This window comes from Christiangramia aestuarii (genome assembly GCF_009735585.1).
In the GTDB taxonomy this organism is placed as follows: domain Bacteria; phylum Bacteroidota; class Bacteroidia; order Flavobacteriales; family Flavobacteriaceae; genus Christiangramia; species Christiangramia aestuarii.
On record NZ_VJVW01000004.1, the window covers coordinates 128,318 to 148,169 of the forward strand.

Consider the following 19,852-nt stretch of genomic DNA (forward strand, 5'->3'; position numbering starts at 1 on the left):
TCATTTTAAAATTATAATTAGAAAATTAGGTTTTTAGCTCTCTTACCGGTTATCCAGGTATTCCATGAATAATTTGTAAGTATTGTCGATTAATTCTTTTCTTAAATCGGAATCGCCAAGGTTCATGAATAAAGCTAGCATAAAGGGTTGTTCCAGTCCTCTTACTACCATGCTGCGTTGCCCAAACCAGGTTCCGGTGTGATGAGCGACATCTTTATCTATAAACCAACCCTTGGCATACCCAAGAGATTTTCCGCTGTTGAATGAATAGCTATGTTCCTTTTCGAAAGGCACCTCCACAGGAGAAACGCTGAAAATCAAGGCCTGCACTTCTTCTGAAAAAATTTCTTTATTTCGCAAGGCCTCGGCATATCTGGAAAAATCATTCAAACTGGTATAGACCGCCCCTTCTCCCAGGCAGCCATTCAAATAACTACCATCAACCTTCTTCCATTTGCCCTCGCTTTTTTCATAGCAAAAGGCCCTTTCTTCAATTTTAGTAGGTTCAGCGAGATTGAAATAAGTGGTATGCTCCATTCCAAGCTTCTCGAAAATATTCTTCCTAGCATATTCGGCGAATCCCTGTCCACTTACTTTCTCCACGACGGTAGCCAACAGATTATACCCACCATTGCAATATTCCCACTTTTCACCCGGAGCGAATTCTGGTTCTGGTTCATTTTTATACCAGTCCAGTATATGCTTATTCTCTACTATTTTGGTAGTATCCCACTCATGGAAAAAATATTCCTCGTAATGGGCCAGGCCAGATGTATGATGAATTAATTGAGCTACGCTTATTTGAGAAAGTGCTGGTACCTGCAGGATATTACCTACCGTATCTTCGAGCCTGAGCTTTCCTTCCTCCACCAGGCTCAAAGCTGCCAGCGCCGTAAATTGTTTGCTTACGGAACCTAACCTGAAATTTGTTTCTGGCCCTATCTTTTCCCCGGTCTCAAGGTCACGAAGGCCATAGCCTTTAGAAATTATTTCCTGCCCATCATATCTAATTAATATGCCTGCACCAGGACCATCGCTGGAAATTTTTGAATTGAAGAGGGAATCCATCCTGGCTCTGAAAGATTCAACATGCCGAAATTTTTCGACTTCTGAAGATTGAGAATAAAGACAATACGGTAAAAAACACAGAATTAATACTTTGTAAAGTATAAATCTAAGATTCATAATATACTGGGTAATTAGCTTTCAATATATTGAAATTCAGATAATTGCTCCAAAAATGCTCGATAAAACCTAATTTTTATCGATCAATTGTTTTTAGGTACTTAGAATGATCAAATTATTGAGAAAGGAATTCCTATAGCCAGGAATGAAACCAATGTGCAAAAATTCTATGCATGTAAGAATGATTAGCCAGGTTAACTTTGGTACTTGCAGGATTTAAGAAACAAAAAAGCCACTCGAATGAGTGGCTTTGAATTTAGTAGCGGGAACTGGACTCGAACCAGTGACCTTCGGGTTATGAGCCCGACGAGCTACCTACTGCTCTATCCCGCGATATTGGACGGCAAATATAGTATCATTTTTAGGATTTCACCAAACTTTTTTTCAAAAATTATAGAGAAATCCATTGAATGGCCTCGAGCCGGTCCTTTAGGTCAAAAGTGCGCACCTCTACGTCCAGGAAGGTATCGCTAAGATTCACAGCGTTTTGAAAGATTGCACTATCTGTCACGATGGCGATTTTATCGAAATTTTCGGCATTGGAATATTTGAATTTTATTCCTTTAAATAATGCTTTCAGGGTAATGTGCCGGTCTTTTTCCAGTTCTACGAACACATTTATCTTCTCGTAAACATCCAGTTTTTCCTGGATCTCTCCGATGATCTTTTGTAGCATTTCATCGGTAAGGTCCTTATCTATAATTAAGCCTATTACGTGACCGGCAAGATCAAATGTTGCTAACATATGCTTGTTGTAGGGTGAAGAATAAATTTATAAAATATATCCATGGGAAATGGAGATTATTTACTGTTCGATATCACTGGCCTGGAACTCTACCAGCTCTCCTTCTTCAAAAGCTACCTGGAATTCTATGGGCCGGCAACATACCTCACAGTCTTCAATATAGGTTTGTCTGGAAACCGAAGGATCCAGAAGCACCGATATTTCTTCCCAACAGTAAGGACATTGAAAAAAGTGTTCAAACATATTCTATAGCTCTACGTTCAACAATTGGCCGGTTAACTGTAATACCAGCAATTCGGCCAGCTTGGCGTCATACTTGGCTAGGTTAAGGCTCGTACGCGCATCCAATAAGTTGGTCTGTGCCTGCCTGAACTCGATGGAAGTGATCCTTCCCAGTTTATACTGCTCTTCAGACCTGTTGAAATTATCCAGGTTCGTGCGTACGTTCTCTTCCTGCACCTTCAGAATATAAAGCTTGTTGCGGTAATTGCCAAGCGCATTGGCAATATCTCTTTTGATTTCGGTCTTCAGCTGGTCTCTTAAGATCTCCTGGTTCTCATACCTTATCCTGGAGTTCTCTACCAGGGTTTTGGTCCTCCCGCCATCAAAGATATCCCACCTCAGGCTCACTCCGGCGGCCAATCCATCTGTCGTGGTGGTAGATCCAGGGAAAAAGGCGGTCGCAGCGCTACGGTTCTTATTCCAGCCGTAGGACCCGGTAAGATCTACTACCGGGAGATACCCGGACTTACTTATTTTGATATCGTAATCGCTAATTTCGAGGTTCTGGTCTATTTGCAGCAGGGACACGTTGTTTGCTTCGGCCCTGGCCATATAATTTTCCAGCTCAAGATCTGAAACAAAGCTCACCGTGGTGTCTACCATGAACTGGTTATCGTTCACTTCACGGTTAAGCAATACGTTCAGGTCCCTTTTTGTATTCCTAAGCAGCTGCTCGGTTTCTATCAGGGCTATACTGTCATTGTTCACATCTACCCTCGCATTCAGCACCGCCAGGTTATTGGTTTGCCCGTACTCAAACTGATACTGTGCCCTGGTCACCCGGTTCTGGGAAATGGAAAGTATTTCCTCAAGCACGCCTACATTTTCTGAAAGCCTGGCGATCTCGTAGTAAACGCTCATGATCTGCAGAACCGTATTCTCCACGGTCTCCCTGGCTTCAAGCTGGGAAAGATCATATTGCTCCTTGAGACTCTTATAATTATAATACCTCCCCAGGCCATCAAAAAGTGTATAACCAAGGTTGATCGAAGCATTATACCGGTTGCTTTCTATCCCGTTCTGAATGATGGTTTCCGAATTTTCCGGCTCGGTCACCCGGTCATTCAAATCGTAGTTGGCACCGGCAAGTCCGGAGAGCTGGGGCAGGTACCCCGAATTCCATATACTCTGGTTATTATCTGCGATCTCCACCTGGTTATTCGCCAGTTTAATGCCGAAATTCTCTTCCAGTGCCCGGGAAATCACCTCCTCCTTGGTTAGAACATCATCCTGAGACCAGGCTGAAAAGGATGAAAATATGAACAGACAAAGAATTGTACTAGTGAATTTCCTGATGCGCATCTTCTTCTTTTTTCTCTTTAATTGCTCTTTCCATTTCTTCCTTGGAAGGTTTTACACCGGTTTTAAGCCATCTTCCACCTACTTTGATGCTGTTGCTTATTGAAATCAGTAAAGGCAGCAGGAGCAGCGTTAAAATGGTTGCCACGGCAATTCCATAGGAGATCGAAATAGCCATTGGTTTAAGGAACTGGGCCTGCCTGCTTTTTTCGAGCAGTAAAGGTGCCAGCCCGGCTATAGTGGTCAGGGATGTAAGAAATATGGCCCTGAACCTGGACCTGCCCGCTTCATATAAAGCTTTTTTGAATTCCATGCCTTCCCGGAGGAAACTGTTGTATTTACCAATAAGCACCAAACCGTCGTTCACCATGATCCCTACCAGCGCGATTATCCCAAGTGCTGATAGCACATTGATAGGAAAATCATGCAGCCAGTGTCCCCAGGCAACCCCGATCACACTGAATGGGATCATGATCATCAATAAAAATGGCTGACTATAACTTCTGAAGGTAAAAGCGATCGTAGCATAAATCAAGAACAGGATAACCGGAATTACCGCCGCGGCCGAACTGGACAGTTTTGAGGCCTCGCGGTTCTGCCCTTCATAAGAAACAGTAATGCTTGGGTATTTTTCCAAAATAGGCGGTAGCACGGTGCTCCTGATATCCTCAAGGATCTCTGTGGAACTGCCATTAGGATCTTCCATATCTGCAGAAACCCTGATCTCTCTCATCCCATCCAAGTGGCTAATGGATTCGGTTCCCCGGACGATATCGTAATTCGCTATCTCATCGAAAGGCACCCTCTCTCCTGAAGGTGTCAACAACCTCATTTCGTCAAGATCGTTGATAGAAGACCTGTTTTCCAGGTCATATCTTACCCAAACCCTGATCTCGTCCTGACCTCTCTGGAATCGCTGTGCCTGCGCACCAAAGAAACCATTCCTTATCTGTCGCATTACCTCGCCCAGATCCAGGCCTAATGCATAGGCATTATCTTTAAGCTGAACATTGATCTCCTTGATCCCCTGCGGATCACTATCGGTCACATCTTTTAAAAGGGAATTGTTTTCCAGCTGTTTTTTAAGTTCTTCTTTGGCAGCCTCAAGTTCTTCAAGATTATTTCCCAATAAGGATACCGAAACCGGGGAGCCTCCGAAGTTTCCTCCGGAACCAAAAGTGAGACTTTCCACTCCGAAGACCGGACCAACTTCCTCCCTGATGGAATTGGTAATCTCAGGAGATCCAAAATCCCTTTCTTCCCCCGGTAGAAGGTTAACCTGAAGGGAAGCCTTGTTATTTCCAGGGCCCACTCTTTTTATGATATTTTCAACGACCTGTTTGTTACCGGTCTGTTTTTCGGTGTATTCTTCATTCACCCTCCAGGCGGCGGCTTCCACCATCGTAATGATAGAATCTGTCCTGGCCGGGTTCACCCCTTCCGGCATCAAAAGATCGATACTTACCCGGTCACTGGCGATACTCGGGAATAAAGTGACCCTGATCCAGTTTCCGCCAATTGCCCCGATAGTTAATACCAATACGGTAATAAGAATTGCAAGGGCAAGGATCTGCTGGTTAAGCACAAATTTAAGGGCCGGACTATATATTTTGTCACGCATATAAGACATGGCCCGGTCGCCATAATTATTTATAACCTTCATTTTGCTGAAGAAAAGTGCCAGTCCTTTTTTTGGTTGCCCGTTCTGGCTGGGTCTTTTCAGTGCTTTGGAATGGGCGATATGAGCAGGTAGTATCACTAGTGCTTCTACCAGGGAGATCACCAGGGTAAGGATCACCACTGTGGAAACTTCCCCAAAGAACTCTCCTATCCTGCTATCCAGGAAAAGGAAGGTGGCAAAGGCCAGAATGGTCGTGATAATTGCTGAAAGGATGGGTGGAACCACTTCCATGGTGCCATCCAGTGCTGCCCTGATCGGGCTTTTCCCCATTTCTGAATGCTGGTAAATATTCTCTGAGATCACGATCCCGTCATCTACCAGGATCCCGATCACGATGATCATCCCGAACAGAGAAAGAACGTTAATGGTCACTCCCAGCGGACCTGCAAAAATGAACATCCCCAGGAATGCTATAGGCAGACCAAAGGCTACCCAAAAGGCCAGCCTGATGTTGAGGAAAAGCGAAAGGAAGAACAATACCAGTAACATTCCCATGACCCCATTTTCAACTAGCAACTGGGTTCGCTGGCTTAAAGTGATGGAGGCATCGCTAACCACATCCAGCTGCACGTTGCTGCTTTTCTGGTTGAACTCCTCTATATATTCGTTGATCTTATCTGCCGTAGAAAGCAGGTCTTCACTATTGGTGTTGCTCACCGAAACATTCACTGCCACATTTCCGTTGAAATAAAGGGCATTGGGAGTTTCAGAAAACTGGTCCCTTACCGTGGCGATCTCACCAAGCCGCACGATCTCCCCGGTAGAACTGGATTTAAGTACAATATCGTTAAGGGCATCGGCGTAATAAGCGCGATTGTTGGCCCTGATAAGATAATCTTCAGCATCGGTCTTAATGGTTCCCCCGGTAGAAAGTATGTTCGAATTGCGTACCGCCTGAGCCACCTCTTCAAAAGAGAGGTTATAGGCAAGCAGGTCGTTCTCGCTAACCGCTATCTCTATTTCTTCCTGAGGAAAACCGGAAATACTGATCTGGGATACCCCATCAAAAAGCCTCAGGTCATTCTCGATCTGCTGGCTTATCTGCTTCAGCGTAGCCAAAGGCACATTTTCACCACTCACGGCAAAACTTATGGTTTCCCTAACGAATTCCTGTTTAGATACTACCAGAGGTTCCATTCCTCCAGGGAAGGTGGGCACACGGTCTACCGCGTTCTTCACTTCGGTAAGCATCGCGTCTATGTTCTCTCCTCTTTCTATTTCAACGGTGATATTACCACCGCTTTCCCGCGCAGTAGAGGTCACCCTGTCTATACCTTCGAGGCCTTTAAGATTATCCTCGATCTTTAAAATGATCCCCTCCTCGATCTCTTCTGGTGCAGAGCCGGGATAGGCAATACTAATATTGATGATCCTGGATTCCTGTAACGGAAAAAACGAGGATTTCATGTTCATAATCCCGATGATCCCGAAGATCACGAAGGCAAGAATGACCACATTTACGGCAACCCCGAACTTTATGAAGTAGTTGATTAACTTTCTCAAGATCTTTGGTTTTTAAGCAGGTCCTTTTGCCCTTCGATCTTCACCAGCATTCCGGAATAAGCTCCCGGCACATTTGCTGATAGTATCTTGGTACCATTCTCTAGGCCTTTGATCACCACCGTGTTGTTGGTAAAATAAACCGGATTAACATTCACCAGGTTAAGCATGCTGTCCTGCACGATAAATACTTTGGATCTTTCTACCAGAAGTTCCCTAGGGATCTCTATAGCGTTCTTTTCGTCCTTGGCGTCCAGTTTAGCTTCGAGATACATCCCTTCGCTTAATTCTGAATTTTCCACCCTTATAAACACACGTATGCTCTGGGTTTCCTGGTTCACCTTGCCGTTGATGCGGCTCACCGTTCCCTCGTAGGTTTTGGTGCCCTCAAGATTAGAAAGCTGTACCTTCTTCCCTACTTCCAGCACATCACTGAATTTTTTCGCGATAGACACTTCAAGTTCGTACACCCTTGGATCTATGAATTCCCCTAGTTGTTGCCCTGGTCTTACGAGCGTCCCTTTATTTACCAGGGCCTCGGTAAGTATACCGTCGTAAGGGGCGATAATACTGTATTTAGCCAGTCTTTCCTCCAGGTTCTTAACACGATAATAGGCTGAAACTATCCCACGGCCGGTAATGAAATATTTTTCCTGCTGCGAGGATGTTTCCGGAAGCGGAGGAACGGCTTTATTGATATCGAACTTATTCAGATAGGCATCCCATTTTTCAAATGCTTTTGGGTAATCCAGACGCAGGTCTGGCATTATGGAAGTAATATTATTGTAAAGGTCACTTTTTGCAGATTGTACACTGGCGCGATATTCTTCAGAATCTATGCTTAAAAGCACCTGTCCCTTTTTATATTTTTCGCCAGGCCTGAAGTCTTTACTGCTATACCTAAAGATACCCTGGACTTCAGAAAAAAGTTCCAGCCGGTGCAGGGCCCTGATGTTCCCGTTTGCCGGGACCACGATAGGCACCGTGGTATTGTTCACGGTATCTATAAAGACGCTTTTTACGGTTTTAGTGACCGGAGGCTTCTCCTTCACATTGCTTTCTATGATCATTTTTGCGCCGAAAAAGGCAGCAACAACCAGCACCACACCCAGTGCTGAAAGAATTATTTTGCGTGTATCCATAACTCTATTAGGACTAGGCACAGTCCTTATGGTTTAATTGAAAATATGATTTTTTGAAGATTAACTTATCTCCTCGAGATTAAGCTGAAGTTCCTCCCACTCGGCCATAAGCTTTTCGAGTTTCTTTTTGGAAACATTGTAGTTATTAAGAAAATCGGGTTTAGTCACTGTTTCTTCATAATTATCAGCAAGTTGCCGGTCTTTTTCCTTCAGCTCTTTTTCCAGTTTGGTGATCTTGGCTTCGGTCTTGCTCAGGCGATTCTTCAGCCTTTTAATCTCCTTCTGGTCTGTGAAAGACCTTTTTTCTTCCGGCTCTTTTTTATTCTTCGCAGTCTTTTTCTTTTCACTCTTTTCTACCGCTCTCATATCCTGAAGTTTTCTTTGCTCCAGGTAGTAATCGATGTCTCCAAGGTATTCCTTGATCTTATGATTCCTGAATTCGTAAACCCTGCTGGTAAGGTTCTGCAGAAAATCACGGTCATGGGACACGAGGATCAGCGTACCCTCAAAGTTCTTCAGGGCTTCCTTCAGGACATTCTTGGATTTAATATCAAGGTGGTTGGTAGGCTCATCCATTACCAGAACGTTGAAGGGTTCCAGTAACATCTTACAAAGGGCCAGTCGGTTCCTTTCACCTCCCGAAAGTACCTTTACCTTTTTCTCCACCTCGTCACCGCGGAAGAGGAATGCTCCCAGCATATCCCTTACCTTGGTGCGGTTGGTTTCGTTAGAGGCGTCTTCCATGGTTCTTAGAACCGTTTTCTCACCGTCAAGGTACTCGGCTTGATTCTGAGCAAAATATCCCAGCTGAACATTATGGCCTAATTTAAGTTTACCTTCATGCTGGATCTCCCCGATTATGATCTTGGCTAGGGTAGTCTTACCCTGCCCGTTCTGGCCTACAAAGGCGATCTTGCTCTGGCGTTCAATAAGCAGGTTCACATCCTTAAGTACCTGTTTGTCTCCATAGGATTTCTCCAGGTGCTCGGCTTCGATCACTACTTTCCCCGGATTCACAGAAACCGGGAAATTTACCGCCATCACCGCATTGTCATCTTCATCTACCTCTATACGGTCTATCTTATCCAGCTTCTTGATAAGCGACTGCGCCATGGAAGCCTTACTGGCCTTGGCACGGAATTTATCGATAAGTTTTTCTGTGTTCTCGATCTCCTTTTGCTGGTTCTTCTGAGCGGCTAGTTGCTGTTCCCTTAGTTCTTTTCTGAACTCGATGAATTCAGAATAAGGTTTTCTATAATCGTAAATGCTGCCCAGGGAGATCTCTATACTCCGGTTGGTCACATTGTTCAGGAACATTTTATCGTGAGACACCAACATCACCGAGCCAGGGTAATTGTTCAGGAAACTTTCCAGCCAGATGATACTTTCAATATCAAGGTGGTTGGTAGGCTCATCCAGTAGAAGGATATCATTGTTCTGAAGAAGAAGCTTGGCCAGCTCGATCCTCATTCTCCATCCTCCAGAAAATGTATCGGTAAGCTTATCAAAATCTTCCCTTTCAAAACCAAGTCCCTGAAGGACTTTTTCAGTCTCTCCTTCATAGTTGTAACCACCAATGATCTCGTACTGGTGCGTGATCTCGCTAAGGTCCTGGATCAACTGGTTATAAGATTCGCTTTCATAATCTGTCCTGGTAGCCAGCTGCTCATTGATCGTGGCCATTTTAGCTTCCAGCATCTTTATCTCTTCAAAGGCCTGGTGGGCCTCATCTATTACCGTTCTCCCCTGCTCAAAATCAAGGTCCTGCTTTAAAAAGCCGATCCTTAATTCCTTGTCCTTGGCGATCTGCCCAGAATCATATTCCTGCTCTCCAGAAATGATCTTCAACAACGTAGATTTCCCGGCACCATTTTTCCCAATAAGACCAACTCTGTCCCCTGCTCCCAGACGGAAACTTACCTCTTTAAAAAGGTATTCCCCCTGGAATGAGACCGAAAGATTATGAATATTCAGCATTATAAATCGAATGTATCGTTAAGATTTTTGCAAAGATGACTAAATTTGGGTTGTAAAAAAAATAGGATGAGTTTACTTAAAGGAACCAAGATCTACAGTATCATAACAGGGACCTGTCCTGTTTGCCAAGAAGAAAGCATGTATATTGAGGATAATCCCTACAAAATGTACAAGGTGTTCCAGATGCATGAGCGATGTTCTAATTGTGGCACCAAATACAAGATTGAGCCATCCTTCTTTTATGGTGCAATGTATGTAAGTTATGCCGTGGGGATAGCTTTTGCAGTAGCAGCCTTTATCATCTCCTATGTGTTTTTGAACGCCAGCTTACTTGGTGCTTTTTTCTCTATTGTAGGTACGCTGGTCGCATTTATGCCAATGATCATGAGATTATCCAGGAACATCTGGATCAATCTTTTCTTCAGCTATAGAAAGAACGCCGGAAAAAGCAGTTAGGCCCGGTAATGTTTCTTCGTGAACCTATGCAGGTCTACTTCCTTATCCAGATCTGCATCGTTTTCAATATGCTCTACCAGCATCCTGGCCATGTTAGGAGCTATTAATACACCCCGGCTACCATAACCGTTACAGCAGTACATATTTTCGATCTCAGGATGCGAACCTACCAGAGGCCGCCTGTCTGAAACCGCAGGCCGTATTCCGGCTACCTGGTCCACCACTTCAAAATCACACTTTATAAGCTCCTTCAGGCTATTCACCAGTTTTTCCCTGGCTTCTGAAGTTACCTCCTGGGTTTTATCTGAATGATTATAGGTTGCCCCGGCCTTGTAAAGGTTGTTTCCTAAAGGCATAAGAAAGACCGAGGATTTTACGGCAAAATCTAATTTGAGGTCTTCGGAGTAGATCGTTATATATTCTCCTTTATTTCCACGGAGTGGCAGGTAATTAAAATAAGGATTGTTCCGCAGGCCGAAACCTTCACAGAAAATGATATTGGCCGCTTCTACTCCTTCATATTCGAAAGAAGATCCTTGTATCTTTAATTGAGGATGGTCGAAACGGCTGAACTTGATATTTCCATTTTTTTTCAAATAGCTTCGGTAATTATCAAGAAGATTTTCGGTATCTATATTACCCGTATGCTGAACCTTACCCAGGGAATAGTTGGCAATAAGGTTAGGATTATCGTTCTTTTTAAGCTTTGGATCAAGAAATTTGGCAAGCCTGGGCTTATCTAATGCGATGAACCAGTCGTTCTGCTCTTCAACTGAGTGGAACCTGCGGTATATATTCCAGTTGTGAATAAGCTTGACCCCAAGTTTCAATTCAAGATCTTTATAAAAGGGAATGGCGGTCTCCATCTGCTCATCAGCATTCCAAGCAGGAGTAAATCTTTTCAGGATCACGGGGTTGAAGATACCTCCGGCAACATAAGAGGAATTCTGAGAGTTATCTTCAAAAACAAGGAACTTCTTATTCCTACGTTCAAGCTCTTCGGCAACAGCCAGGCCGCTAAGCCCCAATCCTACAATTATATAATCAAGCATGGGTTAAAGATATTAATGCCTGGCATCATTTTCAAGATTGAATAAAAAAAAGCGCCCCGATGGAGCGCTTTATATTTTTCAGGTTGTGGGATGCTAATAACTCCACATATCCTGTTCAAAATTTCGTATCTGTTCTTTGATCCTTTGAGATTCAAGTAACTGCATAAACGCATTATCGGCTATATACTCGTCGATCTCACGGTCTCCCTGAACATTATCCTCCTTATAAATGACCCCATCGAATCTCCTGGAATTCAGAAGATGATCGAAAGAAACCACCTGCGAGGTATTGTTCCCGGTAAAAACCTTGGCTTCATGTAGCACCTCACGAGCATCTGGATACCACACCCAGAAAAGCTCTACAAGATCTGTTTGTCCTGAGTCGATAAAGTTAACATCTGGAGCAACAGGAGCTATCCCAAGAATTCTGTACTTAAGTTCTGCCAGACGCTTATCGAAATACCACATTCCGCGAATATGATATTCAGCGATGTCTGCCGCACCAAGATCACGACGATCTATGAACTGCGCATCTACTTCTTCACCGGCATTGTACTGCTCGATACCAAGATCTGTAGTATCCACCTTAGACAAGGTCGCGCTGATATCTTTCAAAGTACGTTTTTCGGTGAAATAAGAATCGGCATATACATTCTCGATCTTACCCTGCTTGATCGCCCTAACCAGGACATCGTACAGAGACCTCCTGTTAGTACCAATGTTATTGGTATCTATCGGGTAATAAAGCGGGAAATTCACCCTTTCGTCAAGGTCGATGATCTCCCAGGTCCCTTTAGACCAAAGTATATCACGATCCCCAACATAACCGTACTCAAGAGGTTTATCCTCTTCATCTATTCTGGCCTGAATTTCCGACTTCTTGCCTATATCTTCAGGCTTATCGGCATTCAGAATGTTTGCCTGACCGAAAGAAGAGACACCCATCATCATCACAAAACCGTATACAAAAATTTCTTTCAAGCTCATTTTAATATTATTTAGTTCGTAAGCTCTATAATTACTGGAGCAACTTTCTTAAGCTTATAGCTGGAGTTTCCTGCCAGCGAAGCATTAATGTCATAAATAGTAACAGATTCTCCTCTACCAGCTCTTCTTAGTGCATTCTTTGCCGCACCATCAAGCTTATTACCATTCACCACCACGGTAGGCTGTCCTGGTACTTTGAATTTGAATCCAGTAACGTTCAGGTTAAGATCGAAATCGAAATCTGGAAGATCTGCACCAATGGTAGAAATCTCAAGACTGTTTCTCTGCATAGATACCGACCCGTCTTCTCCACGAATAGTTCCTACAGGTCTTGGAATGTCCTTTACCCTGAATGTTTTCTTATCAGAAACCGTCTTACCACCAGGAAGCGTACCACTAACACTAATGGTAACTTCTCTAGCCTGAAGGGTAGTAACATCCATAAGGTAGCTTCCAGCCCCACCAGACTGTCTAAGTCCGGGAGCATTTGCGCTTACGCTGCTAACTCCAGGAATAGAAATGGTCATCGGGTTCTGAACCCCACGATACACCACGTTCATCTTATCGGCCGAGATAACCGCTGAATTTGGAAGCGGAATTACGTTATAAGAATCTGATATTTTTATACTTTTTAAAGAGTCATTTTCCATGTACTGAAGCTCCCCGGTGATTTTTTGCTCACCAACATTCCCCGCAGGAAAATCAAGAACAACCTGCCCAGCCTCTGTATTATCAACCTTTTTACCGTTGATCACAACATTCTCGAACTGAAGCGTATTATCAAAACGTCCAAGAACCACTTTTCCTTTGAAGTTTTCACCACTAAAGAAAGCAGGTTTGCTAGGAATTACGATCGCCTCGTAGTTCTTAAGGGAAACGTCGCTTTGCAACTGTCCTGAAAGCATGGAAGAAAGGATCTCACTTTCGGTACTCTTTACATCAGCCTGCATTTGCGTAAGCTGGGTAATAGAAGCCACTAATGGGAAACCTTCGAAACGGTATTTTAACCAAGGTACTTTTGCACCTTCAACGTTTTCTGGATCTGTGGCAAATTCTTGCTGAACATTGACCTTCTGGGCAATGGTGTTATATCCGTTTTCAAGTATTTCTGAAACCCCGTTTCGGTAAGTTTCTATCTGAGCCAGGAACTCTTCTCCTTTAGGAGAGATCCTACCACTCTGGAAGAACATCTCATCCATAACGGTAGACTGGTCCATAGTCTCGTAATCTTTAGGATCGTTCACTGAAGCTTTAAGCTCTTCCTTGATACCTTCGATATACTGAGTGAAATTCGTAGAAAGTTCGTGGATCCTGTCTGCATCTTTTTTGATGCTGGTATATTTTGCAGGCTGCTCTTCAACCTTTGTGGCAAGCCCAGCCATAAGCGCAGTATTCCTTTCAGAATAATTGGCCGCCGTCTTGTCTAACTTTTCGTTCATTAATCCAAATGCGGTTAGTACCTCTTTGGACATATTTAGTGCCATCATGGCGATGAAAACCAGGTACATTAGGTTAATCATCTTCTGCCTTGGCGATTGTTTTCCGGATGCCATGTCTAATTAGTTGTTTTTAAATTAATATAACAGCTTAATTGAAAAATTCTCAATTAGACTCTAACTTTTCCGTTCATTGCGCTTAACATTCCACCATAAACATTGTTCAATGATGCCATATTATCTGCAAGTGAATCCATTTGTGCTTTAAGTCTTCCAGCGTTCTCGGCAACTTCCTGGTTAACTTCTGCCTGTCTTGAAGCAGATTCAACCTGTGCCTTATAAATATTGTTAAGGGTTTCCATCTGGGCAGCGGCAACGCTTAACTCTTCACTGTATTTCTTTTGAGAGGCCATAGAATCTACTGTTGGAGCAATTCCTTTAGCAGCTCCCTCGAAGTTCTTAATGCTTTCTCCCAGAGAGGCCATAAGGTTGGCATCCAGCTTAGCTTCTTTCAACATCGCGTCCAGTTTTTTAGACAACATACCTTCAGCTTCTTTTTCTTCAGCTACAACAGCGCTTCTCCTTCTTCCCTCTCCACCTGCAAGCTCAGGGTATACAAGAGACCAATCTAATTCATCATCTACTGGTTCGAATGCGGAATATGCGAATACCAGGGCTTCGACGATAAGTCCAGCGATAAGCATTGGGTTACCACCTGGCCAGTGCATGATTTTAAAAAGGGCACCTAGAATAACTACAGATGCTCCCAGACCATACACCATATTGGTCACTTTTTTTGTTGATCTTGAATTTGCCATAACTCTAATGTTTAGTTTTCTTAATTGGTTTTATTGATAGGTTAAAGTTCCAACTTCACTATGGATTCTTCTGGTTAAGAGTCACGTCGGTTCCCAGGTAATCCTGTACGGTCCTGAAACCAATATAACTTCTGGCAGAATCCATATACTCATAATCTCTTGAACTTACCTGAAGGAAGTATGCAACATCTTTCCATGATCCTCCTCGCACAACTTTTCTGCGGTCTTCAGGATTATTTACGGTAGGGTTCATTGTAGACATATACTCGTATGAACCTGGATCGTAAGAAGAATCTACCCATTCTGCCACGTTCCCGGCCATGTTGTATAGTCCGTAATCGTTAGGATCGTAAGACTTCGCCTCCACGGTGTAAAGAGCCTGGTCTGCGGCATAATCACCACGAAGCGGTTTAAAGTTAGCCATAAAACATCCGCGGTCGTTCAGGGTATAAGGACCACCCCAAGGGTATGAAGCTCCTTCAAGGCCACCTCTAGCAGCGTATTCCCACTCACCTTCAGTAGGAAGTCTGTAAGAAGGCACATGCGCGTCTCCTTTTGAACGACGGAAGTCATTATGATATTTTGTTCTCCACTGAGTAAAAGCTCTTGCCTGTTTCCAGGAAACACCTACTACAGGGTAATCGTTAAAAGCCTCATGCCAGAAGTAATCGTTGTGCATTGGCTCGTTATATGAATAATTGAAATCTTTGATCCAAACTGTAGTATCCGGATAGATTGGCACTACCTCGGTCTTAATGAAATCACTACGCTTCTGGTTACCATTTTTCGCGGCAGCCTGAATATCCATGTATGAATACTTGAATTTCAGTTTTTTCACGTCTATGGTACGCTGCCCATTGTATACCTCATCAAGCGGGATGTACATGGAGTCCATCACCTCAGCGTAATATACATCGGGATAATCTTCAGTATCCCAGATGATGTCGATGTCTTTATTCAGTTTTCTGTTTTCGTAATCGTCGGTAGGTCCACCCTGCCCGTAAGTATTCAGCATATATTCCTGGTACGGGGTAAGGTTTTCTGGATCGGCATCGGCAAAAGCGAATTCTCCAATCCCATCATCACCGGGAACAGCTCCCTGTAATTCTGCCATAATCGCCAGATTTACACGTACAATAGAGTCCCTCACATCGTTGATGAACTGCCTATATTCAGCATTGGTGATCTCGGTTTCGTCCATATAGAAGGAACGAACAGTCACTGTTTTAGGGGGTGCATTCTTTTGCCCGGCAATGTCATCGTCAGATTTACCCATGATGAATGCGCCTCCCGGAATCAATGTCATACCATAAGGCTTCTCCGGATTCCACTTCTTCCCATCCGCACCTACAAGCTGCCCTCTATCTCCACCTCCACAGCTTGAAAGCAAGGCCAGAACAGCAATGAGCGAAATATACTTCTTCATAATTATCTTAGGTTAAGACATTTTGATTTACGGTGGTAAACCTATCTAATTATTTTTTAAAAAACAATATTTCAGATAAAAATACAGTAAATCAGAATAATGTCTGAATATAATTTTTAGACTTCGTTTTTTCTTTTGGCTTTATACCAACGCTCGGGTATTACCTGGTTGCAAGCCTCAAGGTAATCTTCCTCGCTGCAAGGTAATAACGTATGCCTTTTTAATTTAGTATTCACATTCGATGAAAACGGAATTTCTATCCACCATCTACCGCTAACAGGGCTCTTAAAGAACACTAAAACCTCGTCATCGATTGGGACCTGATACTTAATAAACTCCTTTTTCGCAGAAATAGTATTTTCGTTGGTACGATAATTTACTCCTTCTATAAAGTACCAAACGATCTGGGCCACCAGCATATCTGCCAGCTCACCAAGGCCATCCTGGTATTCGTAAACCCCAAAGGACGAGACCTTATCGCTTATCCCTGCATACCTGGAAAGGGCGCAGATCTCACGACCATTAAAGCCGTTCGGGGAATTGAACCTACTGGAATTCATGGAAGCCGAATCTATAGCTCCAAGGTCCAGGCCTACTATATTAGCACTCCTGAATATAGGCTCCATCTGCCTGATATCTGAGGTCACTTCTCCCAGCCTGTAAGCTTCAAAAAACAACCTTTCCATCAGCTCAATTTCATCCTGTGAATTGAAATAAGTTTGATATCCCAGGGCCGAATAATTAAATAAATTATAAGGCTTATTAACTACGATTTTTCCTACATAAGATTCGCTGGAAATTTGCTTTTCAGCGTCTCCAAGATCGAATTTCCGGTCGATATTTACCAGATTAACCATCTGATCCAGCTTATCATATGCCCTATACTGAGCATAAACCAGATCCTGACTTCCTCCCAGGATCACCGGCATTATATCCTGCTTTATCAGGCTTTCAACGAGCGTTTGCACCGCGAAATACGTATCATCTATGGTCGCACCAGCCTCGATATCCCCCAGATCGGCAATTTTTAACTTCCAGTTCCCCGGAAATAAGCTGTAGAACTGACGTCTAAGCTTAAAAAATTCTGGTAATGGCGATTTTTCAACTGCCATCCTGTTCTCACGAACCCCAAAAATAGCCACGTTCACTCCTTCCAACTCTGGAAGTCCAGACCTGCTGGTATGAAGTTTTATCTGTGCCCCTATGCACTGCTTATTTAAATGACTGATCCCGTCCAGAAGCTCCTCACTCACCGGACTAAGAAAATCGAAATCCATAGGTTATTTCTTTTTGGTAGTTTTTTTCGCGGTTGTCCTTTTGGCCGTGGTCTTCTTTTTAGCAGTGGTTTTCTTTTTCGTGGTCTTCTTCTTGCCTTTACCGCTCTTTTCCAGGATATCTTTCACCTCTTCCAGGGTAAGTTCCTCTGCCTTGGTTGTTTTAGGCAACTCCACCTTGGTCTTGCCCTTAATAACATTGAACCTTCCCCACCTGGCCTTTTCTACCCTAATACCTTCTTCTTCCCAGTGGTGGATTAGTTTTTCCCTTTCCTTGCGCAACTTATCCTCTATAAGCTCTTCGATATCACTACCGGAAAGGTTATCAAAATCATATTTTTTGTTCACGTTAATGAACATATTGTTCCATTTAAGATAAGGCCCGAATCTACCCACACCTTTTTGTACGGGAAGCTCCTTGTATTCATAAATAGGAGCATCTGCCTTCTCTTTTTCCTTGATGAGTTCCATGGCGCGATCGAAATCCACGTTCATAGGGTCCTCACCTTTTTCCAGGGAAACGTATTTTTTACCGAATTTCACATATGGCCCGTAACGACCATTATTAACTTCTACATCCTCTCCTTTGTATTCCCCAAGTTTTTTTGGAAGCTGGAAAAGATCCATAGCTTCTTCATATGTTAGGGTTTCCATACTTTGGTCTGGACTGAGGCTGGCAAATTTCGGTTTTTCGTCATCTTCTACACTGCCAATCTGAACCATAGGTCCAAATTTTCCTAACCTAACACTTACAGGCTTTCCGGTCTCGGGATCTTCTCCCAGGATTCTTTCGCCCACCTCCCTTTCAGCGTTCTTGGCCACATCCTGAACATGAGGATGGAAATCTTTGTAGAATTCCTTCATCATGGTCTTCCACTCCTCGTTTCCTTCTGCAATGTTATCGAAGCTTTCCTCTACCTTTGCGGTAAAATTGTAGTCCAGGATATTAGAGAAATGGTTCACCAGGAAATCGTTCACGACCATCCCCGTGGCTGTAGGAACTAATTTACCCTTGTCACTTCCAACGGTTTCGGTTAATTTTTTCTCCTGAAGCTTATCGTTCTTAAGCCTGAATTGCACATATTCTCTTTCGGTCCCTTCTACAGAACCTTTTTCGATATAATTCCTGCTCTGTATGGTAGAAATGGTAGGAGCGTAAGTAGAAGGTCTTCCTATCCCCAGCTCTTCAAGTTTCTTAACCAGTGAAGCTTCTGTATACCTGTATGGCGGCCTCGTAAATCTTTCGGTCGCCGTGATATAGTCATTATCCAGCGGCTGACCTACTTTTAAAGCAGGCAGCATTCCGCTTTGTTCCTCATCTTCATCATCGCTTCCTTCGAGGTAAACCTTCAGGAAACCGTCGAATTTAAGTACCTCTCCGTTGGCAGTAAAATGATTGTCATGTTTATCTGCCTCGATCTTCACATTGGTCCTTTCCAGTTGAGCGTCGCTCATTTGAGAAGCGATGGCTCGTTTCCAGATAAGCTCGTAAAGACGTTGCTGGTCGCGATCTGCAGAAATACTGTGCTTGGCAAAATTCGTAGGACGAATGGCCTCGTGAGCCTCCTGGGCACCCTTGGATTTCCCCTTGAACTGTCGCGCCTTGGCGTATTTGTCGCCGTAAGCCTTCATTATCTCTTCCTTGGCGCCCTTCCTGGCGTCTTCAGAAAGGTTCACACTGTCTGTTCTCATATAAGTAATATGACCGGCTTCGTATAAACGCTGAGCCATGGTCATGGTCTTACTTACTGAAAAGTATAATTTTCTTGCCGCTTCCTGCTGAAGTGTGGAAGTGGTAAATGGAGGCGCCGGATTCTTTTTGGCCGGTTTTGTAGTAAGATCGGCTACTTTAAAATTAGCACCTATATTCTCTTTCAGGAAGTTCTCTGCTTCCTCTTTGGTATCAAAATTCTTTGGGATCTTGGCTTTAAAGCTTTTCCCGTCTTCAGTAGAAAATTCAGCGTCTATCCTGTAAGATCCCTGTGGAGTGAAATCCTGGATCTCACGTTCTCTTTCTACAATAAGCCTTACGGCTACAGATTGCACCCTTCCTGCAGAAAGGCCACCTTTTACTTTTCTCCATAGAACCGGAGAAAGCTCATAACCCACAAGCCTGTCCAAAACCCTTCTCGCCTGCTGGGCGTTAACCAGGTTATAGTCTATGGACCTCGGATTTTCTATGGCACGAAGAATCGCAGATTTGGTGATCTCGTGGAAAACGATCCTTTTGGTCTTGTCATCCTTTAACTTTAGCTCTTCTGCAAGGTGCCACGCAATGGCCTCTCCTTCCCGGTCCTCATCACTCGCTAGCCATACAGTTTCTGCATCCTTGGCCAGGCCCTTGAGTTTTCGAACTACATCCTTCTTATCTTTGGATACAATATATTTAGGCGTGAAATCTCCTTCGGTATCTACACCAATCTCCTTGGTAGGCAGATCTGCGATATGACCGAAACTGGAAGCGACCTTATAATCGGTTCCCAGAAACTTTTCTATGGTTTTGGCCTTCGCAGGAGACTCAACTATCACTAAATTCTTAGCCATAAATTTGTCGGTTTGTAATTGCAAAAGTATATCAAATTTTTCTTCCAC

General features: G+C 43.6%; 15 protein-coding genes and 1 tRNA gene. 1 reads left to right on the plus strand and 15 read right to left on the minus strand.

Annotation, left to right across the window (positions count from 1 at the left end; translation table 11 throughout):
• Positions 1-42: 42 nt before the first annotated feature.
• The 8 genes from FLP08_RS10985 to FLP08_RS11020 form a co-directional block, all read right to left on the minus strand.
• Positions 43-1,068: a serine hydrolase domain-containing protein gene (locus FLP08_RS10985; RefSeq protein ID WP_162431036.1), complete on the minus strand. Its 1,026-nt coding sequence runs from the start codon at positions 1,066-1,068 to the stop codon at positions 43-45.
• A 377-nt stretch (positions 1,069-1,445) separates the two neighbouring features.
• A tRNA-Met gene (locus FLP08_RS10990) sits at positions 1,446-1,518 on the minus strand.
• A gap of 58 nt (positions 1,519-1,576) precedes the next feature.
• Complete coding sequence (locus tag FLP08_RS10995) at positions 1,577-1,930, minus strand: SpoIIAA family protein (RefSeq protein WP_156276793.1); 354 nt, start codon at positions 1,928-1,930, stop codon at positions 1,577-1,579.
• Positions 1,931-1,990: 60 nt separating this feature from the next.
• On the minus strand, positions 1,991-2,173 hold the full coding sequence (locus tag FLP08_RS11000) for a CPXCG motif-containing cysteine-rich protein (protein WP_156276794.1): 183 nt from the start codon (positions 2,171-2,173) through the stop codon (positions 1,991-1,993).
• Positions 2,174-2,176: 3 nt separating this feature from the next.
• Complete coding sequence (locus tag FLP08_RS11005) at positions 2,177-3,514, minus strand: TolC family protein (protein ID WP_156276795.1); 1,338 nt, start codon at positions 3,512-3,514, stop codon at positions 2,177-2,179.
• The gene (locus FLP08_RS11010; RefSeq protein ID WP_156276796.1) at positions 3,492-6,695 is read right to left on the minus strand and encodes an efflux RND transporter permease subunit; all 3,204 of its coding nucleotides are present in this window, start codon (positions 6,693-6,695) and stop codon (positions 3,492-3,494) included. Before FLP08_RS11010 ends, FLP08_RS11005 begins: the two co-directional genes overlap by 23 nt.
• The gene (locus FLP08_RS11015; protein WP_156276797.1) at positions 6,692-7,834 is read right to left on the minus strand and encodes an efflux RND transporter periplasmic adaptor subunit; all 1,143 of its coding nucleotides are present in this window, start codon (positions 7,832-7,834) and stop codon (positions 6,692-6,694) included. Before FLP08_RS11015 ends, FLP08_RS11010 begins: the two co-directional genes overlap by 4 nt.
• Before the next feature lie 60 nt (positions 7,835-7,894).
• The gene (locus tag FLP08_RS11020; protein ID WP_156276798.1) at positions 7,895-9,811 is read right to left on the minus strand and encodes an ABC-F family ATP-binding cassette domain-containing protein; all 1,917 of its coding nucleotides are present in this window, start codon (positions 9,809-9,811) and stop codon (positions 7,895-7,897) included.
• A 66-nt stretch (positions 9,812-9,877) separates the two neighbouring features.
• Between FLP08_RS11020 and FLP08_RS11025 the strand changes: the two genes are divergently transcribed.
• Positions 9,878-10,267 (plus strand): DUF983 domain-containing protein, encoded by a 390-nt coding sequence (locus tag FLP08_RS11025; protein WP_156276799.1) that lies wholly within the window; start codon positions 9,878-9,880, stop codon positions 10,265-10,267.
• On the opposite strand, the gene FLP08_RS11030 is transcribed toward FLP08_RS11025, so the two are convergent.
• The 7 genes from FLP08_RS11030 to topA all read right to left on the minus strand — a co-directional run bounded on the left by FLP08_RS11030 (position 10,264) and on the right by topA (position 19,804).
• Positions 10,264-11,319: an NAD(P)/FAD-dependent oxidoreductase gene (locus tag FLP08_RS11030; RefSeq protein WP_156276800.1), complete on the minus strand. Its 1,056-nt coding sequence runs from the start codon at positions 11,317-11,319 to the stop codon at positions 10,264-10,266. The two genes, FLP08_RS11025 and FLP08_RS11030, sit on opposite strands and share 4 nt — an antisense overlap.
• 93 nt (positions 11,320-11,412) lie before the next feature.
• Positions 11,413-12,306, minus strand: coding sequence for a type IX secretion system ring subunit PorN/GldN (porN, locus tag FLP08_RS11035; protein ID WP_156276801.1), 894 nt, complete (start codon positions 12,304-12,306; stop codon positions 11,413-11,415).
• A gap of 11 nt (positions 12,307-12,317) precedes the next feature.
• The gene (gene porM, locus FLP08_RS11040; protein ID WP_156276802.1) at positions 12,318-13,859 is read right to left on the minus strand and encodes a type IX secretion system motor protein PorM/GldM; all 1,542 of its coding nucleotides are present in this window, start codon (positions 13,857-13,859) and stop codon (positions 12,318-12,320) included.
• A 53-nt stretch (positions 13,860-13,912) separates the two neighbouring features.
• Positions 13,913-14,560: a type IX secretion system motor protein PorL/GldL gene (porL, locus tag FLP08_RS11045; protein ID WP_156276803.1), complete on the minus strand. Its 648-nt coding sequence runs from the start codon at positions 14,558-14,560 to the stop codon at positions 13,913-13,915.
• A gap of 58 nt (positions 14,561-14,618) precedes the next feature.
• A complete protein-coding gene (porK, locus tag FLP08_RS11050) occupies positions 14,619-15,986 on the minus strand; it encodes a T9SS ring complex lipoprotein PorK/GldK (protein WP_156276804.1) in 1,368 nt (455 codons plus the stop codon).
• 116 nt (positions 15,987-16,102) lie between these two features.
• A complete protein-coding gene (locus FLP08_RS11055; RefSeq protein ID WP_156276805.1) occupies positions 16,103-17,263 on the minus strand; it encodes a formimidoylglutamase in 1,161 nt (386 codons plus the stop codon).
• A gap of 3 nt (positions 17,264-17,266) precedes the next feature.
• Positions 17,267-19,804: a type I DNA topoisomerase gene (gene topA / locus FLP08_RS11060; protein WP_156276806.1), complete on the minus strand. Its 2,538-nt coding sequence runs from the start codon at positions 19,802-19,804 to the stop codon at positions 17,267-17,269.
• Between the last annotated feature and the right edge of the window lie 48 nt (positions 19,805-19,852).